The sequence below is a fragment of the Streptomyces sp. NPDC127038 genome (assembly GCF_042725875.1).
In the GTDB taxonomy this organism is placed as follows: Bacteria; Actinomycetota; Actinomycetes; order Streptomycetales; family Streptomycetaceae; genus Streptomyces.
The window spans coordinates 13,376-30,977 of record NZ_JBHXDQ010000019.1; the positions used below are offsets into that span (position 1 = coordinate 13,376).

At 73.6% G+C, this 17,602-nt stretch carries 14 protein-coding genes; 6 read left to right on the top strand and 8 right to left on the bottom strand.

Features of this window, described 5'->3' with window-relative positions:
* Positions 1 to 138 precede the first annotated feature (138 nt).
* Positions 139 to 1,524, top strand: a complete 1,386-nt coding sequence (locus tag ACFWI4_RS16125; protein ID WP_387196077.1) for a diacylglycerol/lipid kinase family protein — start codon at positions 139 to 141, stop codon at positions 1,522 to 1,524.
* Positions 1,525 to 1,698: 174 nt separating this feature from the next.
* Complete coding sequence (locus ACFWI4_RS16130; RefSeq protein WP_387196080.1) at positions 1,699 to 2,136, top strand: SRPBCC family protein; 438 nt, start codon at positions 1,699 to 1,701, stop codon at positions 2,134 to 2,136.
* A 25-nt stretch (positions 2,137 to 2,161) separates the two neighbouring features.
* On the opposite strand, the gene ACFWI4_RS16135 is transcribed toward ACFWI4_RS16130, so the two are convergent.
* From ACFWI4_RS16135 to ACFWI4_RS16160, 6 genes are all read right to left on the bottom strand, one after another.
* Positions 2,162 to 3,337 (bottom strand): glycoside hydrolase family 6 protein, encoded by a 1,176-nt coding sequence (locus ACFWI4_RS16135; RefSeq protein WP_387196083.1) that lies wholly within the window; start codon positions 3,335 to 3,337, stop codon positions 2,162 to 2,164.
* A gap of 249 nt (positions 3,338 to 3,586) precedes the next feature.
* Positions 3,587 to 4,741, bottom strand: coding sequence for an XdhC family protein (locus tag ACFWI4_RS16140; RefSeq protein WP_387196086.1), 1,155 nt, complete (start codon positions 4,739 to 4,741; stop codon positions 3,587 to 3,589).
* 43 nt (positions 4,742 to 4,784) lie between these two features.
* Entirely contained in the window at positions 4,785 to 6,242 is a 1,458-nt protein-coding gene (locus ACFWI4_RS16145) for an NCS2 family permease (protein WP_387196089.1), read from the bottom strand.
* Between the two features lie 199 nt (positions 6,243 to 6,441).
* Positions 6,442 to 8,829, bottom strand: coding sequence for a xanthine dehydrogenase family protein molybdopterin-binding subunit (locus tag ACFWI4_RS16150; protein WP_387196092.1), 2,388 nt, complete (start codon positions 8,827 to 8,829; stop codon positions 6,442 to 6,444).
* Between the two features lie 2 nt (positions 8,830 to 8,831).
* Positions 8,832 to 9,461 (bottom strand): (2Fe-2S)-binding protein, encoded by a 630-nt coding sequence (locus tag ACFWI4_RS16155; RefSeq protein WP_387196094.1) that lies wholly within the window; start codon positions 9,459 to 9,461, stop codon positions 8,832 to 8,834.
* Positions 9,461 to 10,351 (bottom strand): FAD binding domain-containing protein, encoded by an 891-nt coding sequence (locus tag ACFWI4_RS16160; RefSeq protein ID WP_385394592.1) that lies wholly within the window; start codon positions 10,349 to 10,351, stop codon positions 9,461 to 9,463. The genes ACFWI4_RS16155 and ACFWI4_RS16160 overlap by 1 nt, the downstream gene beginning before the upstream one ends.
* Positions 10,352 to 10,837: 486 nt before the next feature.
* Between ACFWI4_RS16160 and ACFWI4_RS16165 the strand changes: the two genes are divergently transcribed.
* Positions 10,838 to 12,511: a PucR family transcriptional regulator gene (locus ACFWI4_RS16165; RefSeq protein ID WP_387196097.1), complete on the top strand. Its 1,674-nt coding sequence runs from the start codon at positions 10,838 to 10,840 to the stop codon at positions 12,509 to 12,511.
* A 136-nt stretch (positions 12,512 to 12,647) separates the two neighbouring features.
* Positions 12,648 to 13,421 carry a hypothetical protein gene (locus ACFWI4_RS16170; protein ID WP_385394587.1) on the top strand — a complete coding sequence of 258 codons (774 nt, stop codon included), beginning with the start codon at positions 12,648 to 12,650 and terminating at the stop codon, positions 13,419 to 13,421.
* A gap of 31 nt (positions 13,422 to 13,452) precedes the next feature.
* Here the strand turns inward: ACFWI4_RS16170 and ACFWI4_RS16175 are convergent, their stop codons facing one another.
* Positions 13,453 to 14,160, bottom strand: coding sequence for a GntR family transcriptional regulator (locus ACFWI4_RS16175; protein WP_387196254.1), 708 nt, complete (start codon positions 14,158 to 14,160; stop codon positions 13,453 to 13,455).
* 634 nt (positions 14,161 to 14,794) lie between these two features.
* On the opposite strand from ACFWI4_RS16175, the gene ACFWI4_RS16180 reads away from it, so the two are divergent.
* Complete coding sequence (locus ACFWI4_RS16180) at positions 14,795 to 15,736, top strand: (2Fe-2S)-binding protein (RefSeq protein ID WP_387196100.1); 942 nt, start codon at positions 14,795 to 14,797, stop codon at positions 15,734 to 15,736.
* 257 nt (positions 15,737 to 15,993) lie between these two features.
* Positions 15,994 to 17,034 (top strand): DUF2637 domain-containing protein, encoded by a 1,041-nt coding sequence (locus ACFWI4_RS16185; protein WP_385394582.1) that lies wholly within the window; start codon positions 15,994 to 15,996, stop codon positions 17,032 to 17,034.
* A gap of 90 nt (positions 17,035 to 17,124) precedes the next feature.
* On the opposite strand, the gene ACFWI4_RS16190 is transcribed toward ACFWI4_RS16185, so the two are convergent.
* Complete coding sequence (locus tag ACFWI4_RS16190; protein WP_387196257.1) at positions 17,125 to 17,523, bottom strand: ATP-binding protein; 399 nt, start codon at positions 17,521 to 17,523, stop codon at positions 17,125 to 17,127.
* Positions 17,524 to 17,602: the final 79 nt, after the last annotated feature.

Sequence of the window (17,602 nt, forward strand, 5' to 3'; positions counted from 1 at the left end):
GTCCCGGTACGGAAGGGCTGTCCCGGCACCCCGGACATGGACGTCCGCCGTACGGGCATCCGGTCCGCGTGACCGGCACGGCGGGCGCCCCTGGGACGGCGGGCCGCGGTGCTCGACGGACCGAGCGGTGGAGGAACGATGAGCGCGCAGACGGGGCCGTCGGCCCGCGAACGGTGGGCGGCCAGAGCCGCGCTGGTGTCGGCCGCGCTCGCGGTGGCGCTGCCGCTCTTCTCCGGCGGGATCCGCGGCCTGCTGTTCCTGCTCGCCGCCCTCGCCGCCCTGGCCGTCGCGGCGGCCGCCCTGTGGTGGGCCCTGTCCCGGCGCGGCCCGGTGCGCTGGATCGCGGGCCTCCTCGCGGTCGTCCTCCCCCTCGCCGCCCTCGTGGTCCTCGCGATCACGCTGCTGTGGACCCTGCTGCTGTCCCCGCTGCTGTGGATCGTCGCCGTGTGGTGCGGCCGTTACGCGCTGCGCGGCGCCCGCGGCCGGTCCCGGCCGATGAAGGAGCACCGCACCCCGCCGCCCCGGCGGCCGTTCTTCCTCATGAACCCCCGGTCCGGCGGCGGCAAGGTGGAACGGTTCTCCCTCGTGGAGAAGGCCGAACGCCTGGGCGCGCGTGTCGTGCTCCTCGATCCGGAGCGGCACCAGGACGTCACCGAGCTGGCCCGGCAGGCGGTCGCGGACGGGGCGGACCTGCTGGGCGTGGCGGGCGGCGACGGGACGCAGGCTCTCGTCGCGGCCGTCGCCGCCGAACACGGGCTGCCCTTCCTCGTCGTCTCGGCCGGCACCCGCAACCACTTCGCCCTGGATCTCGGACTCGACCGCGACGACCCCGCCACCTGCCTCGACGCGCTGACCGACGGGGTCGAACTGCGGGTGGACCTCGGCTTCGCCGGTGACCACCCGTTCGTCAACAACGCCTCGTTCGGCGCGTACGCGGCGGTCGTCCAGGATCCCGCCTACCGCGACGACAAGATCGGCACGATCCTGGAGCTCCTTCCCGACCTGCTCACCCGCCAGCGCGGACCCGAGCTGACCGCCCACGCCGCCGGCACGACGCTCGACGCGCCGCAGGCGGTGCTGGTCAGCAACAACCCCTACCGCACCGACGACCCCGCGGGTCTCGGCCGGCGCGAGCGGCTGGACTCGGGGCTGCTCGGCGTCCTCGGCGTGAAGGTGGACAGCGCGGTCGAGGCCGCCGCACTGCTGCTCGCCCCGGCCCCGCACGGCCTGTCGGTCCTGACCGCGCGGGAGGTGGTCGTGACGGCCGACGCGGGCGAACTGGAGGCGGGCATCGACGGCGAGGCCATGGTCCTGCCCACGCCGGTGGTCTGCCGGCTCGCACCGGGCGTGCTGCGGGTCCGGGTGCCGCGGAAGCGGCCGGGCGTCCCGGCGGCCCAGCCCGCCCTGGACTGGCGCCGGCTGCTGGCCATGGCCCTGCTCGTGGGCCGCACGGCGGGCGTCCACCGCCCGGGCCACGGACCGGGACACGAACGCCGGCCGCAGGAGCGGTCCGGCACGCCGTGACCACCGGAGGGGACCGGCCGCTGCCGGAGCCTGCCGAAGACCGCGTCCGAGCTCGCTCCCGACCCGACCCGGCTCCCCCTCACGGACGGGAGGCCTGCCGAACCCGGCGTCCCCCGACCGGCCGCCTGAGGACCCCTCCCGCCGCCGAGACCTTCACCCGCCTACGATCATGACGTGGTCCTCTTCGTCCTGGAACGCGTGTCCCGGCACTCCGTCGCCGAGAGCTGGCGCAGGCTGACCGACTGGCCCCGGCACGCGGACGTCGTCCCGCTGACCCGGATCACCGTGCGCACTCCGGCACCGACCCGGGAGGGGACGGTGTTCGTGGCCCGGTCGGGAGTCGGGCCGCTCGCCTTCGACGACCCGATGGAGGTCGTCGCCTGGCAGCCGCCCGGCGCCGGAACCCCGGGAACGTGCCGCCTGGTCAAGCGCGGCACGTTCGTCACGGGCTGGGCCGAGTTCGAGGTGCACCCCGCGGACGGCGGCGGTTCACGGGTGGTCTGGCGGGAGGACCTGAGCGTGCGTCTGCTGCCCGGCCGCGCCGACCGCCCGCTGGGGTGGTCGGCGCGGTGGATGTTCGGGCGGGCGGTGGACGGGCTGCTGGCCGGCTAGGCCGGCCGGGCGTGGACCCGCCGGGTCAGTGCCCCGGGAGCAGCGGGGGCTGCGCCAACCGGGCCAGTTCCAGGGCCTGTTGCGGGAACCAGTCGCCCGCCTTCGGGTCGACCGTGCCGCGTTCGGGGTCCTCGGGCCCCGCGGTTCCGCGCAGACAGAGGCCGTCCGACTCGCCGGGTGTCTTGATCCACAGCCGGGCGTCCTGGAGCGGGTCGCCGGTGCGCAGCGTGGGCCGGGCGCCGAGGCCGCGGTCCGGCGGGTTGCACCAGTCCTGCGCGTCGCTGTACTTGCCCGCCGGCGGGGTCCAGGTGCCCCGGCCGTTGCGGCTGGAGTCCGTGACGAAGTGCTTCATCCGGGACGGCGGGGTCGTCACGTGTGCGTCGAGCCAGCTCTGCGCGTCGGCGCGCGGCCAGTACTGGTTGGGGCACTGGGCCGCGTCGCCACCGCCGTCCGCATACGCCAGGCAGGACGAAATGAGCTTGCCGTACCAGGAGTTGGCGTCGTCGGTGTTGTAGTTCGAGGCGTTGGTGTAGAAGCCGGAGGCCCGGTCCACGCCGCCCTCGATCAGCCGGGGCACGATGTCGTTGACGGAGTGCCAGCCCGGGTGCCCGGTGTCGAGGTAGACCCGGGTCCCGCGCAGCGGCTCCAGGGCGTCGACCGCGTAGTTGACCTCGGCGTAGCGCGCGGCGGTCTTCGTGCCCTGCGCGTCGTCCTGGCCGCAGTCGGAGGGCAGCAGGGCTAGGGCGTCGGGTTCGAGCGTGACGATGGCGTCGCCGTGCCCGATCCCGCGCGCCACGGCGTCGATCCACGCCTCGTACTGCGCGCTGTCCGCGGCGCCGCCCGCCGAGTAGTTGGAGCAGTCCCGGCCGGGGATGTCGTACAGCGCCAGCGAGGGGACGGCGTGCTCGCGGCCCGCGGCCCGCACCACCGCGCGGACCTTCTGCTCCACCTCGGCGGGGGTCTCGTCGCCGAACCACACGGACTGCGGGGTGTTCACCATCGCCAGGATGTCCGCCGCGTCGCGCAGCCGGCCGGCTCGGGCCAGGCTCCGGACCTGCTGGTACGCGGCCGGGTTGGCGTCCGGGACGTACAGCGACGGTCCGCGGCCGGCGGCCTCGGCCGCGTGCGCCGGCGGTACGGCGAACAGGGCGGCCAGGCCGACGGACAGAGCGGCGAGCCAGGTGGGCGTGCGTCGTCTCATACGGTTTCACTCCGGGGTCGCAACGGTCACGAGGGACTTGCGGGAGCGCTCCCACAGGAGACTCGCCCAGCGGCGCGTCCACGTCAATACGGGACACCGAAGAAACGAGACGGAAGCGACGAGACGGGAGCGGGGACACGGCGGGGGCGCCCGCGCGCGTCCGCCGGAGCGGCCCGGAAGCCCGGAAGCCCGTAACCGCGTAAGTACGTAGGCACGTAAGCGCGTAAGCCCGGAAGCGCGTGAGCCCGCTCAGGCCACCGACCCGATCCGCCGGGCCGGGGCCGAGGGTGTGTCGTGGTGGATGGGGGTGTGTGCCCCGGTGAGGGAGACCCCGCTTCCTCCGCGCCGGTCGGCCACGATCTCCGCGGCGATCGACAGGGCCGTCTCCTCGGGGGTACGCGCTCCCAGGTCGAGCCCGATCGGCGACCTCAGGCGGGCCAGCTCGATCTCGGTGACGCCGACCTCGCGCAGCCGTTCGTTGCGGTCCAGATGGGTGCGGCGCGAGCCCATGGCACCGACGTACGCGACCGGCAGCCGCAGCGCGAGCCGCAGCAGCGGGACGTCGAACTTGGCGTCGTGGGTGAGGACGCACAGGACCGTGCGGGAGTCGACCTCGGTGCGCTCCAGGTAGCGGTGGGGCCAGTCCACGACGATGTCGTCCGCGTCGGGGAAGCGGGCCGCCGTCGCGAAGACCGGGCGGGCGTCGCAGACCGTCACCCGGTAGCCGAGGAACTTGCCCACGCGGACCAGTGCCGAGGCGAAGTCGATGGCACCGAAGACGATCATGCGCGGGGGCGGGACCGAGGACTCCACCAGGACCGTGAGCGGCGCTCCGCAACGAGAGCCCTGCTCTCCGATCTCCACGGTGGCGGTGCGGCCGGCGTCGAGCAGGGCCGCCGTCTCGCCGAGCACCGTGCGGTCGAGCCCGGGGTGGGCGCCGAAGCCGCCCTCGTGGGAACCGTCGGCCCGCACGAGGAGGGCCCGGCCCATCAGTTCGGCGGGTCCGCCCACGACCCGGGCGAGGGCCGCCGCCTCACCGCCCGCGGCGGCGGCCAGGGCCGCCGCGAACACCGTGCGGCGGGCGGCGTCCCGCGAGCGGACCGGGGTGATCAGGATGTCGATGACGCCGCCGCAGGTCAGGCCGACCGCGAAGGCGTCGTCGTCGCTGTAGCCGAAGCGTTCGAGGACGGTCACGCCGTCCTCCAGCGCCTGGACGCACAGGTCGTAGACCGCCCCTTCCACGCAACCGCCCGAGACCGAGCCGATCGCCGTGCCCTCGGAGTCGACGGCGAGCGCGGCTCCGGGCCTGCGGGGCGCGCTGCCGCCGACCGCCACCACGGTGGCGACGGCGAAGTCGCGGCCCTGCTCGACCCACCGGTGCAGTTCTTCGGCGATGTCCAGCATGTCTCGGTCTCCTTGCGAGCGGTCGGGAGGAGGGGGCTCGGGGTCAGCGGACGCCCAGCCAGCCCTCGATCGGGTGGAGCGCGAAGTAGACGAAGAAGACGGCCGTCAGTCCCCACATGAAGGCCCCGATCTCCCGGGCCCTGCCCTGGGCGATCCTGATGACGACGTAACTGATCACACCGGCCGCCACGCCCGCGGTGATCGAATAGGTGAACGGCATGATCACGACCGTCAGGAAGACCGGGACGGCGGTGGCGCGGTCGGCCCAGTCGACGTGGCGCGCGTTCGTCATCATCATGGCGCCGATCACCACCAGGGCGGCCGCGGCGATCTCGCCCGGGACGATCGCCGTGAGCGGGGTGAAGAACAGGCAGGCGGCGAAGAGGACGCCGGTGACGACGGAGGACAGGCCGGTACGGGCTCCCTCGCCGACGCCGGTGGCGGACTCGACGAAGACCGTCTGGCCGGAGGCTCCGGCCACTCCCCCGACCGCTCCGCCGGCTCCGTCGATGAACAGCGCCTTCGACAGGCCGGGCATCCGGCCCCGGTCGTCGGCCAGTCCGGCCTCGGTGCCGACGCCGATGATCGTGGCCATCGCGTCGAAGAAGCCGGCGAGCACCAGAGTGAAGACGATCATGCCGACCGTCATGGCGCCGACATGGCTCCAGCCGCCGAACTCGACCTTGCCGAAGAGCGAGAAGTCGGGCATCGAGACGGCGCTGCCGTGCAGTTCGGGGGCGCCCCCGGCCCACTGCCCCGGGGCGACGACGCCGGTGACGTCGAGGACGACGGACACGACCGTGCCGGAGACGATGCCGATGAGGATCGCGCCGGGCACCCCGCGCGCCTGGAGCGCGAAGATCAGCAGCAGGGTGGCGGCGAACAGCAGCACCGGCCAGCCGGCGAGTTCGCCGGTGGGGCCGAGGGTGAGGGGGGTCGCCTTGCCCTGGTGCACGAAGCCGGCCTTGACCAGGCCGATCAGCGCGATGAACAGGCCGATGCCCATGGTGATGGCGTGCTTGAGCGCCAGCGGGATCGCGTTCATGATCATCTCACGCAGCCCGGTGACGACCAGGAGCATGATCACCACGCCGTACATCACGCACATCCCCATGGCCTGGGGCCAGGTCATCTGCGGGACGACCTGCGAGGAGAGCACCCCGGACACCGAGAGTCCGGCCGCGAGGGCGAGCGGCACCTTGCCGACGAAGCCCATGAGGAGGGTGGTGAAGGCCGCCGCGAACGCGGTCGCGGTGATCAGCGCCTTCTGGCCGAGCGTGTCCCCCGCCACGTCCTTGCCGGACAGGATGAGGGGGTTGAGCAGCAGGATGTACGCCATCGCCATGAAGGTGGTGACGCCGCCGCGCACCTCACGCGCGATCGAGCTCTCCCGCCGGGAGATGTGGAAGTACCGGTCGAGCCAAGACCGTCCCGCCGGAACGCGGCTGCCCGCGCCCGCGTCCTGCGCGGTGGTCTTCGGCTCCAGTGACTGCTGGGTCATGTGGGCCTGCTCCCAAGGTTCAAAGGGGCACCCGTACAGCCGTCCTGACGGCTGGTCAGCCGCCTGTGCGGCTGAGGGATTTGGGAAGGTGCTTCGACGGCACGGCCCGGGGGACGGCCCGGGACGGACGTGATGGTCTCCGTGCGGCGCGGGAGGGGTGGACCCTCTCCCGGCGCCGCGGGCGGAGAACCTGCCGGAACTACGCGTTGCCCGTGAGGTGTTCGGGGCGGACGGGGGTCCGGTCGAGCTCCAGACCCGTCGCGTTCCGGATCGCCGCGAGGACGGCCGGGGTGGACGACAGGGTCGGGGCCTCGCCGATGCCACGGAGCCCGTACGGGGCGTGGTCGTCGGCGAGTTCGAGCACATCGACGGGGATGGTCGGTGTGTCGAGGATCGTGGGGATCAGATAGTCCGTGAAGGAGGGGTTGCGCACCTTCGCGGTCCTCGGGTCGACGATGATCTCCTCCATGACCGCGATGCCCAGACCCTGAGTGGTTCCACCCTGGATCTGGCCGACGACGGACAGCGGGTTGAGCGCCTTGCCGACGTCCTGGGCGCAGGCCAGTTCGACGACCTTGACCAGGCCGAGCTCGGTGTCCACCTCGACGACGGCGCGGTGGGCGGCGAAGGAGTACTGGACGTGGCCGTCGCCCTGTCCGGTGCGCAGGTCGAACGGTTCGGTCGGGCGGTGCCGCCACTCGGCCTCGACCTCGACGGCCTCGTCCTCCAGCACGTCGGCGATGTCCGCGAGGACCTCGCCGCCGTCGGTGACGACCTTGCCGCCCTCCAGGAGGAGTTCGGCGGTGGCCCAGGCGGGGTGGTACGTGCCGAACCTGCGGCGCCCGAGCTCCAGGACCTTCTCGCGGACGAGCTCGCAGGAGTTCTTGACGGCGCCGCCTGTGACGTAGGTCTGGCGGGAGGCGGACGTCGAACCGGCGCTGCCCACCCGGGTGTCGGCCGGCTGGATGGTCACCTGGGCGACGCCGAGTTCGGTGCGGGCGATCTGCGCGTGGACGGTGACGCCGCCCTGGCCGACCTCGGCCATCGCGGTGTGCACGGTGGCGACGGGAACTCCGCCGACGACCTCCATGCGGACCCGGGCGGTCGAGTAGTCGTCGAACCCCTCGGAGAAGCCGACGTTCTTGATGCCGACGGCGTACCCGATCCCGCGGACGACGCCCTCGCCGTGCGTGGTGTTGGACAGACCGCCGGGCAGCTGCCGTACGTCCGCGTCCTCGCCCGCGGACAGCCACTGCCGCTCGGGCGGCAGGGGCATCGCCTTGACCCGGCGCAGGAGTTCGGCGACCGGGGCCGGGGAGTCGACGCGCTGTCCGGTCGGCAGCAGCGAGCCCTGTTCCATCGCGTTGAGCTGGCGGAACGCGACTCTGTCCATGCCGACCGCGTCGGCGAGCTTGTCCATCTGCGCCTCGTACGCGAAGCACGCCTGGACCGCGCCGAAGCCGCGCATCGCGCCGCAGGGCGGGTTGTTGGTGTAGAGCGCGACGGCCTCGATGTCGACGTCGTCGACCACGTACGGGCCGACGCCGAGCGAGGAGGCGTTGCCGACGACCGCCGGGGACGCCGAGGCGTACGCGCCGCCGTCGAGGACGATCCGCGCCTTGACGTGGGTCAGCTTGCCGTCCTTGGTCGCCCCGTGCTCGTAGTACAGCTTCGCGGGGTGGCGGTGGACGTGACCGAAGAAGGACTCGAAGCGGTTGTAGACGATCTTGACGGGCTTGCCTGTGCGCAGCGCCAGCAGACACGCGTGGATCTGCATCGACAGGTCCTCGCGGCCGCCGAACGCGCCGCCGACCCCGGAGAGCGTCATCCGGACCTTGTCCTCGGGCAGGCCGAGCACGGGGGCGATCTGGCGCAGGTCGGAGTGCAGCCACTGGGTGGCGATGTACAGCTCGACCCCGCCGTCCTCGCAGGGCACGGCGAGGCCGGACTCGGGGCCGAGGAAGGCCTGGTCCTGCATGCCGAAGGTGTACTCGCCCCGGACGACGAAGTCGGCTCCGGCCGCGGCCCGTTCGGCGTCGCCGCGGACGATCGGCTGGCGGTGCACGATGTTGGGGTGCGGGACGTGGCCGATGTGGTGGTCGGTGCGGCCCTCGTGGACGAGGACCGCGTCGGGCGCGGTCGCGGACGCCTCGTCGGTGATGACCGGCAGCTCGCGGTACTCCACCTTGATCTTGGCGGCGGCGCGGCGCGCGGTCTCCGGGTGGTCGGCGGCGACGATCGCGACGGGCTCGCCGTGGTGGCGCACCTTGCCGTGCGCGAGGACCGGGGTGTCCTGGATCTCCAGGCCGTAGTTCCGCACCTCGGTGGGCAGGTCGTCGTACGTCAGGACGGCGTACACGCCGGGGGTGGCGAGGGCCTCGCCGGTGTCGATGGACACGATCTCGGCGTGGGCGACCGTGGAGCGCAGGATCTGGCCCCACAGCATGTCCTCGTGCCACATGTCGGAGGAGTACGCGAACTCGCCGGTGACCTTCAGGGTGCCGTCCGGGCGGAGCGTGGACTCGCCGATGCCGCCCCTGGTCCCGGTGCCCTGGGTGATGTTCGTGGGTGTGCCGGTCGTTCCCATGGTCAGACCGCCTCGGACTGCCGGGCGGCCGCGAGGCGGACCGCGTCCATGATCTTCTCGTAGCCGGTGCAGCGGCACAGGTTGCCCGAGAGCGCCTCGCGGATGTCCGCGTCGCTCGGGTTCGGGGTGCGCTCCAGCATCTCGTCCGCCGCGATCAGCAGACCCGGGGTGCAGAAGCCGCACTGCACGGCTCCGGCGTCGATGAACGCCTGCTGCACGGGCGAGAGTTCGGCGCCCTCGCCGGTCTGCGAGTCCTGGCCCTTGGCCCCCCTCCCCCAGGCTTCGCCCGGGGGTGCCCCCAGCCGGGCCTCGTCGAACGAAACGCCCGCCGCTCCGGACGTGTTGCCCGCACCCGCCGCACAACCGGCGTGTTCCGCGCGCTGCCTGGCGAAGTCGGCCAGTCCCTCGACGGTGACGACCTCGCGTCCCTCGGCCTGGCCCGCGGCGACCAGACAGGAACAGACGGGCACCCCGTCCAGGCGGACGGTGCAGGAACCGCACTCGCCTTGCTCGCAGGCGTTCTTGGAGCCGGGCAGGCCGAGGCGCTCGCGCAGGACGTACAGGAGGCTCTCGCCCTCCCAGACGTCGTCGGCCTCCTGCCGGCGGCCGTTGACCGTGAAGCTGACACGCATTACGCGACTCCCTCCGTGCGGGCGGCGGTGCCGCGGTAGGACTCCCAGGTCCACATCAGGGTGCGGCGGGCCATGACACCGACGGCGTGGCGGCGGTAGCTCGCCGTGCCGCGGACGTCGTCGATCGGGTTGCAGGCGGCGGAGCACAGCGCGGCGAACTGCTTGGCCACCGACGGGGTGATGATCTTCCCGTTGTCCCAGAAGCCGCCCTCCTCCAGCGCCGCGTTCAGGAACTCCTCGGCCGTCCTCGCGCGGACCGGGGTCGGCGCGGCCGAGCCGATCCCGGTACGGACCGTACGGGTCTCGGGGTGCAGGGCCAGTCCGAAGGCGCACACCGCGATCACCATGGCGTTGCGGGTGCCGACCTTGGAGTACTGCTGCGGTCCGTCCGCGTTCTTGACGTGGACGGCGCGGATCAGCTCGTCGGGCGCGAGCGCGTTGCGCTTCACGCCGGTGTAGAAGTCGTCGATCGGGATCAGCCGCGAACCGCGCACCGACTCGGCCTCGACCTCGGCGCCGGCCGCGAGGAGGGCGGGGTGGGCGTCGCCGGCCGGGGAGGCGGTGCCGAGGTTGCCGCCGACGCCGCCGCGGTTGCGGATCTGCGGCGAGGCCACGGTGTGGGAGGCGAGGGCCAGCCCGGGAAGCTCACGGCGCAGGTGCTCCATGATCCGGGTGTACGGGACGGAGGCGCCCAGGCGCACGCTGCCCTCGCCGGCCTCCCACTCGCTCAGCTCTCCGATGCGGTTCAGGTCGAGGAGGTACTCGGGCCTGCGGTGATCGAAGTTGATCTCGACCATCACATCGGTGCCACCCGCGATCGGCACGGCGGTGGGGTGCTCGGCCTTGGCGGCGAGCGCCTCCTCCCAACTGGCGGGGCGAAGGAAGTCCATGAGTGGCTCTCTTCAATCGTGTCGTGGGACGTTGTGATCAAGCCAGATCGGGTGCGGCGTCCCCGGCTCGTTCATGGAGGTCTCAACAGCGGAGTGGGGCCAGTAGACAGCCGGGTCCCGCGCCGGGGTCAGTCACCGAAACCATGAAGGAGTTCGCTGGCCAGCGCGCGCATCTTGTAGATTCGTATGAACCGAGGTCATCGGCAACCTCTTCGCTTTCCTCCGGAAACAGGGATCCGGTCCTCCGGAAACAGGACTCCTGCCCTCCGGAAACAGGGATCCGGTCCTCCGGAGGCGGCGCCACGGTCCCGTGGGAACGGGCGCGGCCCTGCCGGGAGCGGGGACACGGCCCTCCGGCGGCGGAAGGCCCGGGGGCCGGTGCCGCCGGGTTCCGGACCCGCGGCCCGCTCCGCGGAACCGGGGACGGCGACGGACCTCGTACCGAATCCATCGTAGATTTCTAGACAAGGAACGGCGGCGACGAGAATGCGGCTGCGCGCACTGCTGGAGACGGACGCGCTGGGGCTGCGGCTGCTCGGCGGCGAGGACGAGCTCGACCGCACCGTACGCGGTGTGATGACCACCGACCTCAAGGACCCGAGCCGCTATCTCTCGGGCGGCGAGCTGGTCCTCACCGGCCTCGCCTGGCGGCACGACGCCGAGGACTCCGAGCCCTTCGTCCGGATCCTCGCGGGCGCCGGGGTCGCGGCCCTGGCCGCGGGCGAGGCCGAGCTCGGCGACATCCCCGACGACCTGGTCGTGGCCTGCGCCCGGCACCGGCTGCCGCTGTTCGCCGTGAACGAGTCCGTCGCGTTCGCCACCATCACCGAGCACGTCGTGCGCCAGGTGTCCGGCGAACGCGCCGGTGATCTGGCCGCCGTGGTGGAGCGGCACCGGCGGATGATGACCTCGGGCCCGGCGGGCGGCGGCCCCGACGTGGTCCTGGACCTGCTCGGAACCGACCTCGACCTGCGCGCATGGGTCCTGTCCCCCGCCGGACGGGCCATCGCCGGCTCGAAGCTCGCGGGCGGCGCGCTGCCCGCGAGCACCCGCGCCGAACTGGCCGCCGCCCATCTCGCGGCGGCCCGCACCGGGCGCCGGGGACCGCACCGGGTGACCGTGGGCCAGGCGACGTACTCGCTCTTCCCCGTCCGCTCCCCCGGGCGGGCCACGGGCGCCTTCCGGGACGTCCGCGAGACGGTGCTCTCCGACTGGCTGCTCGCGGTCGAGGCCGACGCCGGGGACTGGCCCGAGGAGCGGCTCGACCTGCTCCAGGGCGTCACCCAGTTGATCGCGGTGGAGCGGGAGCGGCGGGACGCGGCGCGCACGGTGCGCAGGCGGCTCGCCCAGGAGGTCCTCGAACTCGTCCAGACGGGGGCAGCGCCCGCCGAGATCGCGGCCCGGCTGCGGGTCGCCGCGCCGGTGCTGCTGCCGGGCCTGGGCGCCGCCCCGCACTGGCAGGTCGTGGTGGCGCGGGTCGAGTGGGACGGCGGCGAGGTCGAGTGCGGCCCGGTCGCCCAGGCGCTCCTGGAGGAGATCCTCGTCGACCCGCTGTCCCCGGGACCCGAGCACTCCGACCGGATCGCCGTCGCCCACACGGGGGACGAGGCCGTCGCGCTCGTACCCCTTCCGGCTGTTCCCGCCGAGGAGGACGGCTCCGAGCCCGGGCTGCACGCCGACGCCCTGCTCGCGGCCGTACGGGAGCCGCTGTCGGCCGGTCTGAACGGCGACGGCCGGCTGACCATCGGCGTCAGCGCGGCCGTCCACTCGGCCGAGGGCCTGCGCGGCGCCCTGGAGGAGGCCAGGCACGCCCGCCGGGTCGCCGCCGCGCGCCCGGGACGGGTCTGCGCGGCCGGGCACCAGGAACTGGCCTCGCACGTCCTGCTGCTGCCGTTCGTCCCGGACGACGTGCGCCGCGCCTTCACGGCCCGGCTGCTCGACCCGCTGCGCGAGTACGACGGGCGGCACCGCGCGGAGCTGATCCCGACCCTGGAGGCGTTCCTTGACTGCGACGGCTCCTGGACGCGCTGCGCCGCCCGGCTGCACCTGCACGTCAACACGCTGCGCTACCGCGTCGGGCGGATCGAGCAGTTGACGAGTCGTGATCTGTCGCGCCTGGAAGACAAGTTGGACTTCTTCCTGGCACTGCGGATGAGCTGACCCGCGGGGCCCCGGGCGGCCCCGCGCGGGACCAATGACTTTGTGAAATCCTTCACCCACCCTCTTGGCCGGGCCCGGTGATCCGTGCTGAGATGCCACCACTCGACAGCTCAATGGTGTGCTCGGGGAGGGCAACGTGGCGCATTCCGCCATGTCTGGTACCGGAACGACTGCTGGGGACGATCCACTCCAGACCGCGGTATGGCGGCTGCGCTCGCGTGCCTGCTGGGCCGACGCGGCGGCGCTGATCCAGCCGCACACGGCGGGGCCGGCGCTGCAGAGAGCGTCCCTGCTGGTCGAACGCTGTCTCTACACCGAGCAGGGCTGGGCCGAGGCGGAGGACGCGCTGCGCACCGCCGAGGCGCTGGCGCACAGCGACGACGAGCGCGGCGCCGCGGCCTGCGAGCGCGGCCAACTCGCTTACGCGGCAACCCTGTTGAGGGTGCGCGACCGGGCGGACGAGGCGCGTGCGGCGCTCGGCCGGGCCGCCGCTCTGCTCGCCCCGGGCGCGCCGGGCAGGGCCCTGCTGGACTTCCGGCGCGGGCTGCTCGCGGAGAACCTCGCGCACGCCCCGCAGGCGGCCCGTGCCGCGTACCGGAGGGCGCACGCGGGAGCGACCGCCCAGAACGACGCGCTGCTGCTGTCCTTCACCTGGCGGCACCTCGCCGGGATCGCCCTGCGCGAGGGGGAGTTGGCGGAGGCCCGGCACGGCTTCGCCGAGTCCCTGCGGATCCGGGAAGAGCTGGGCTATCTCGTCGGTACGGCGCCGGCGCTGGCCTCGCTCGCCGACGCCGAGACCGAACCGGAGGCCTCGCGGCTCCGGGCGGAGGCGGGACGGCTGTTCCGGCTGCTCGGCGGCGTTCCCCTCTGGCTGGCGGACCAGTTGTCCCCGCCCGCCGCGACGGCCTGAGCCGCGGGGGCGGACGCTCCGCCCCGGTGGGTCAGGACGACCCGGCGAAGTGCTCCCGTACGAGTTCCTGGACGACCGTCAGGTCCTCGGCGATCAACGCGTCCAGCAGGGCCGTGTGTTCGGCCGCGTCGGCCACCAGGTCGGCGCGGCCCCGGGAGACGGGACCGCCGACGAGGGGCCACTGGGCGCGGCGGTGCAGATCGTCGGCGATGCGCACCAGTTGCTCGTTGCCGGCGAGGGCGAGCACCGCCCGGTGGAAGGTCCGGTCGGACTCGGCGTAGGTCGCGCGGCAGCCCGAGGTGGCGGCCCGCACGGTGGCCTCGGCGAGGGGGCGCAGCTCGGCCCAGCGGGCGGCGGGCACGGTACGGGCGAGCCGGAGCATCACCGGGACCTCGATCAGGCCCCGGATCTCGGCCAGTTCGGCCAGTTCCCGGGTGCCGCGCGCGATGACGCGGAAGCCCCGGTTGGGGACGACCTCGACGGCGCCCTCCAGGGCGAGCTGCTGCATCGCCTCCCGGACGGGCGTCGCCGACACCCCGAAGCGGTCGCCGAGCGCGGGCGCCGAGTACACCTCGCCGGGGGCGAGTTCACCGGAGACGAGCGCGGTGCGCAGGGCGTCGAGGATCTGCCCGCGCACGGAGGCGCGCTGCACGACGGGCCGGGCGCCCTCCGCGCGCAGCGCGGGGCGGGCCGCCTCGGCGTGCACGGGACGCGCGTTCCCGGGACCTCCCGGGGCCATGGGGTTCCCGGCGCTACCGGGGCCGGCGGCCGGGCGGGGACCATCGGTGCGTACGGCGGGACGCTGGCCCTCGGTGCGTACGGCGGGACGGGAGTCCTCGGTGCGTACGGCGGGATGGGAGTCCTCGGTGCGCACGGCGGGACGCGGGCCCTCGGTGCGCGGGAGCGGGATCGGGGCCTCGCTGTGCGTGTGCTCGCCGCGTGCCGACGCCCGGGCCACCGGGGTGGCGCCGTCCGGCCCCGCACCCGGGCCGCGGAGGAGGCCATCGCCCACCACACCTGCGGGCACGGTTCCGGCCCGTCCCGCGTCCACGGGCCCCGCCTGCCGCGGGACCCTCGGGACACCGGCGCGGGCGTCCGGGACCCACGGCCCGGCGGGGACGTGCGCGCTGCGCGGACCGGCCTGCTCCACGGTTCCTCCTCCGGATCGGCGGTACTGGGTCGGCGGTACTGGGTCGGTGGCACCGGGTCGGCGCTGCTGGGGTCGGTGCTGCTCGGGGTCATCGCCGGGGGCGACGGGGGCGGTTGTTACCCGTCCGTCAAGCACGATAGGCGCACATGGGCTCAGTTCAAACACCCGGACGGCGGGGTAAGGTAAGGCTTACCTGCTAACGATCGTGAAGCGATGGTTCCGCATGTCCGTTCCCACCCTGCCCGCCGAGGACGCCACCCGCGCCGCACGCGCCGTCGCGCCCACGGCCGATGCCGTCGCCCCGGGCGCGCCGGCCACCGTGTCACCCGCCGCTCCGCCGGCCGTGTCACCCGTGGCGGAGGCCTACGCGCGGCTCGGCGAGGTCTTCCCCGGGCTGGGCGTCACGGAACTGGGAGCGGCGGAAGCGGCGCCGCGGGGCGCGGGTTGGGCGGCCGCCGCCCGGCTCGCCGAGGGCGGGCCGGAGCTCGACGCCTTCCTCGCCTGGGACGAGGCCCAGGTGGTCAGGGACCACGGCGAGCGGGCGCGGCCCGACGTCGTGGCCGGCTTCGGACTGCACCGGTACGCGTGGCCGGCCTGTCTGCTGATCACCGTGCCGTGGTTCCTCCTGCGCCGGGGGCCGCGCCTCCCTGTGGAGGACGTCACATTCCATCGCGAGCTCGGCCGGATGGCCGTCCGGGTCACCACGTTCGCCTGTCTGCCCGACGACCCCGCCGCCGCCCTGCCCGGCGCCCGGGTCGTACCGGACGAGGACGCGCTGCGCGCGGAGGTGCGGGCCGCGGTCGCCGAGCACCTCGAACCCGTCCTCGGCGGATTCGGCCCGCGGATGCGCCGGCGCGGCCGCGCCCTGTGGGGCATGGCGACCGACGAGATCGTCGAGGGCCTCTGGTACGTCGCCGAGCTGTTCGGCGAGGAGCGGCGCGCGACGCGCGAGCTGGAACTGCTGCTGCCGGGCTCGACCCTCCCGTACGCCGGTTCGGCGGCCTTCCGCGAACTGACCGGACCCGGCGGAGAACCCCTGCCGACCCGCGACCGGGTGAGCTGCTGCCTCTTCTACACCGTGCGCCCGGCCGACACCTGCGTCACCTGCCCCCGCACCTGCGACGCGGACCGCGTCGCCCGGCTCACGGCCGCCGCGGCGGGCTGAGACGCGCACGGCGGCGTCAGATCACAGCTGCTTCACGAATTCCTCACTTGTCACGGGAACTCTCCGCGGAACCATCCGTATGGGTAGTCTTATTCGTACTCAACTCCCGTCCCTCGCGCGGCAGTTCGAGCAGAAAGTCGCCCTGCGCACCTTCTTGCACTTCCTTGGCGGCCTCTTGCCCCGAAACCCCCTGAGGGCCGATGTGATTGGGCCACTATGGCGGGCGTTACGCCCTCTCCCCATGCAAGGGACCCCCGATGAGACTGACCGACATATCGCTGAACTGGCTGCTTCCGGGCGCCGTTCTGCTCCTGGGCCTGCTGGCGGCGGTGGCGGTGCTGGCACGCGGCAAGCGGTCCGGGGACAGCGCGAGCAGCGACGACTCGTGGGAGCGCACCGAGGAGCGCCGCAGGCGCAAGGAGGCCGTCTACGGCACGGCTTCCTACGTCCTGCTGTTCTGCTGTGCCGCCGTCGCGGCGGCGCTCTCCTTCCACGGCCTGGTCGGCTTCGGCCAGCAGAACCTCGGCCTCTCCGGCGGCTGGGAGTACCTCGTCCCGTTCGGCCTGGACGGCGCGGCGATGTTCTGCTCCGTGCTCGCGGTGCGCGAGGCCAGCCACGGTGACGCGGCGCTCGGCTCCCGCATACTCGTGTGGACCTTCGCCGGTGCCGCCGCCTGGTTCAACTGGGTGCACGCGCCCCGGGGCGTCGACCACGCCGGGGCCCCGCAGTTCTTCGCCGGCATGTCCCTGTCGGCCGCCGTCCTGTTCGACCGGGCCCTGAAGCAGACCCGCCGGGCCGCTCTGCGCGAGCAGGGTCTGGTGCCGCGTCCGCTGCCGCAGATCCGGATCGTCCGCTGGCTGCGCGCGCCCCGGGAGACGTACAGCGCGTGGTCGCTGATGCTCCTGGAGAACGTCCGGTCCCTGGACGAGGCCGTGGACGAGGTGCGTGAGGACCGGCGCCAGAAGGAGCAGACCCGGCTGCGCCGCCGCAACGAGGAGCGGGTCGAGCGTGCCCACCTCAAGGCGCTGAGCCGGGGTCACCGCGGCTTCCCCGGGCGCGGTGCCGCCCGGGAGCTGGAGACCACGACCGTGGAGCGCGCGCCCGCCGGTGCCTCCACGGAGCCTGCCATATCCACCGCGGAGCAGCTGCCCGTACGATCGCGGCCCTCCCTCACCCCCGTCCGCAAGAGCACTGAGCCGATCACCGTCGACCTCACCACGGAGGACGACACGATGGCCCTGCCCCGGCTCGACTCGCTGGAGCGCAAGCTCAAGGACCTGGAGCAGCAGTTCGGCTGAGCCCCCGCGGGGGTCCGGCTCCGGTATCAGCCCGACGGCCCGTCCGGTGTTCCGGACGGGCCGTGACACGACAGCGGCGACGTGGTGTGCCTACACCGCGTCGCCGTTCAGTTCGAACCACACCGCCTTGCCCACGCCGTGGGACCGTACGCCCCACGCGTCCGCCAGGGACTGGACGAGGACGAGTCCCCTGCCGTGCGTACCGTCGTCGGCGTTCGGTACGCACAGTCTGGGCCTGCGCCCCACGAAGTCCCGGACCTCCACGCGCAGTCCGCCCGGTCCGATGGTCGCCGTCAGGACGGCGTCGTCGTCCGTGTGGATCAGCGCGTTGGTGACGAGCTCGCTGGTCAGGAGCTCCGCCGTCTCGGCCCTTCCCGGTTTCCCCCAGTGCCGTAAGTGCTCCCTCAGCGCCCTGCGCGCCTCGGGCACCGCCCTCAGATCCGCCTTGCCCAGCCGGCGCCTGAGCTGCGCGCCGCCCGGTCCCTGCATCGCCCCCTCGGACGCTTCCTCCACTGGATCGGTGGAGAAGGCCCCCTTGGTCATGGGACCACCTCCTGGTGCCTGCCGT

What these genes read in the sequence shown, in the direction of transcription:
- ACFWI4_RS16125 (WP_387196077.1), top strand. Translation starts at nt 139, where the DNA reads ATGAGCGCGCAGACGGGGCCGTCGGCCCGCGAACGGTGGGCGGCCAGA.
- ACFWI4_RS16135 (WP_387196083.1), bottom strand. Translation starts at nt 3,337, where the DNA reads ATGAGACGACGCACGCCCACCTGGCTCGCCGCTCTGTCCGTCGGCCTG.
- ACFWI4_RS16140 (WP_387196086.1), bottom strand. Translation starts at nt 4,741, where the DNA reads ATGCTGGACATCGCCGAAGAACTGCACCGGTGGGTCGAGCAGGGCCGC.
- ACFWI4_RS16145 (WP_387196089.1), bottom strand. Translation starts at nt 6,242, where the DNA reads ATGACCCAGCAGTCACTGGAGCCGAAGACCACCGCGCAGGACGCGGGC.
- ACFWI4_RS16150 (WP_387196092.1), bottom strand. Translation starts at nt 8,829, where the DNA reads ATGGGAACGACCGGCACACCCACGAACATCACCCAGGGCACCGGGACC.
- ACFWI4_RS16155 (WP_387196094.1), bottom strand. Translation starts at nt 9,461, where the DNA reads ATGCGTGTCAGCTTCACGGTCAACGGCCGCCGGCAGGAGGCCGACGAC.
- ACFWI4_RS16160 (WP_385394592.1), bottom strand. Translation starts at nt 10,351, where the DNA reads ATGGACTTCCTTCGCCCCGCCAGTTGGGAGGAGGCGCTCGCCGCCAAG.
- ACFWI4_RS16165 (WP_387196097.1), top strand. Translation starts at nt 10,838, where the DNA reads ATGCGGCTGCGCGCACTGCTGGAGACGGACGCGCTGGGGCTGCGGCTG.
- ACFWI4_RS16175 (WP_387196254.1), bottom strand. Translation starts at nt 14,160, where the DNA reads ATGGCCCCGGGAGGTCCCGGGAACGCGCGTCCCGTGCACGCCGAGGCG.
- ACFWI4_RS16180 (WP_387196100.1), top strand. Translation starts at nt 14,795, where the DNA reads ATGTCCGTTCCCACCCTGCCCGCCGAGGACGCCACCCGCGCCGCACGC.
- ACFWI4_RS16185 (WP_385394582.1), top strand. Translation starts at nt 15,994, where the DNA reads ATGAGACTGACCGACATATCGCTGAACTGGCTGCTTCCGGGCGCCGTT.
- ACFWI4_RS16190 (WP_387196257.1), bottom strand. Translation starts at nt 17,523, where the DNA reads ATGCAGGGACCGGGCGGCGCGCAGCTCAGGCGCCGGCTGGGCAAGGCG.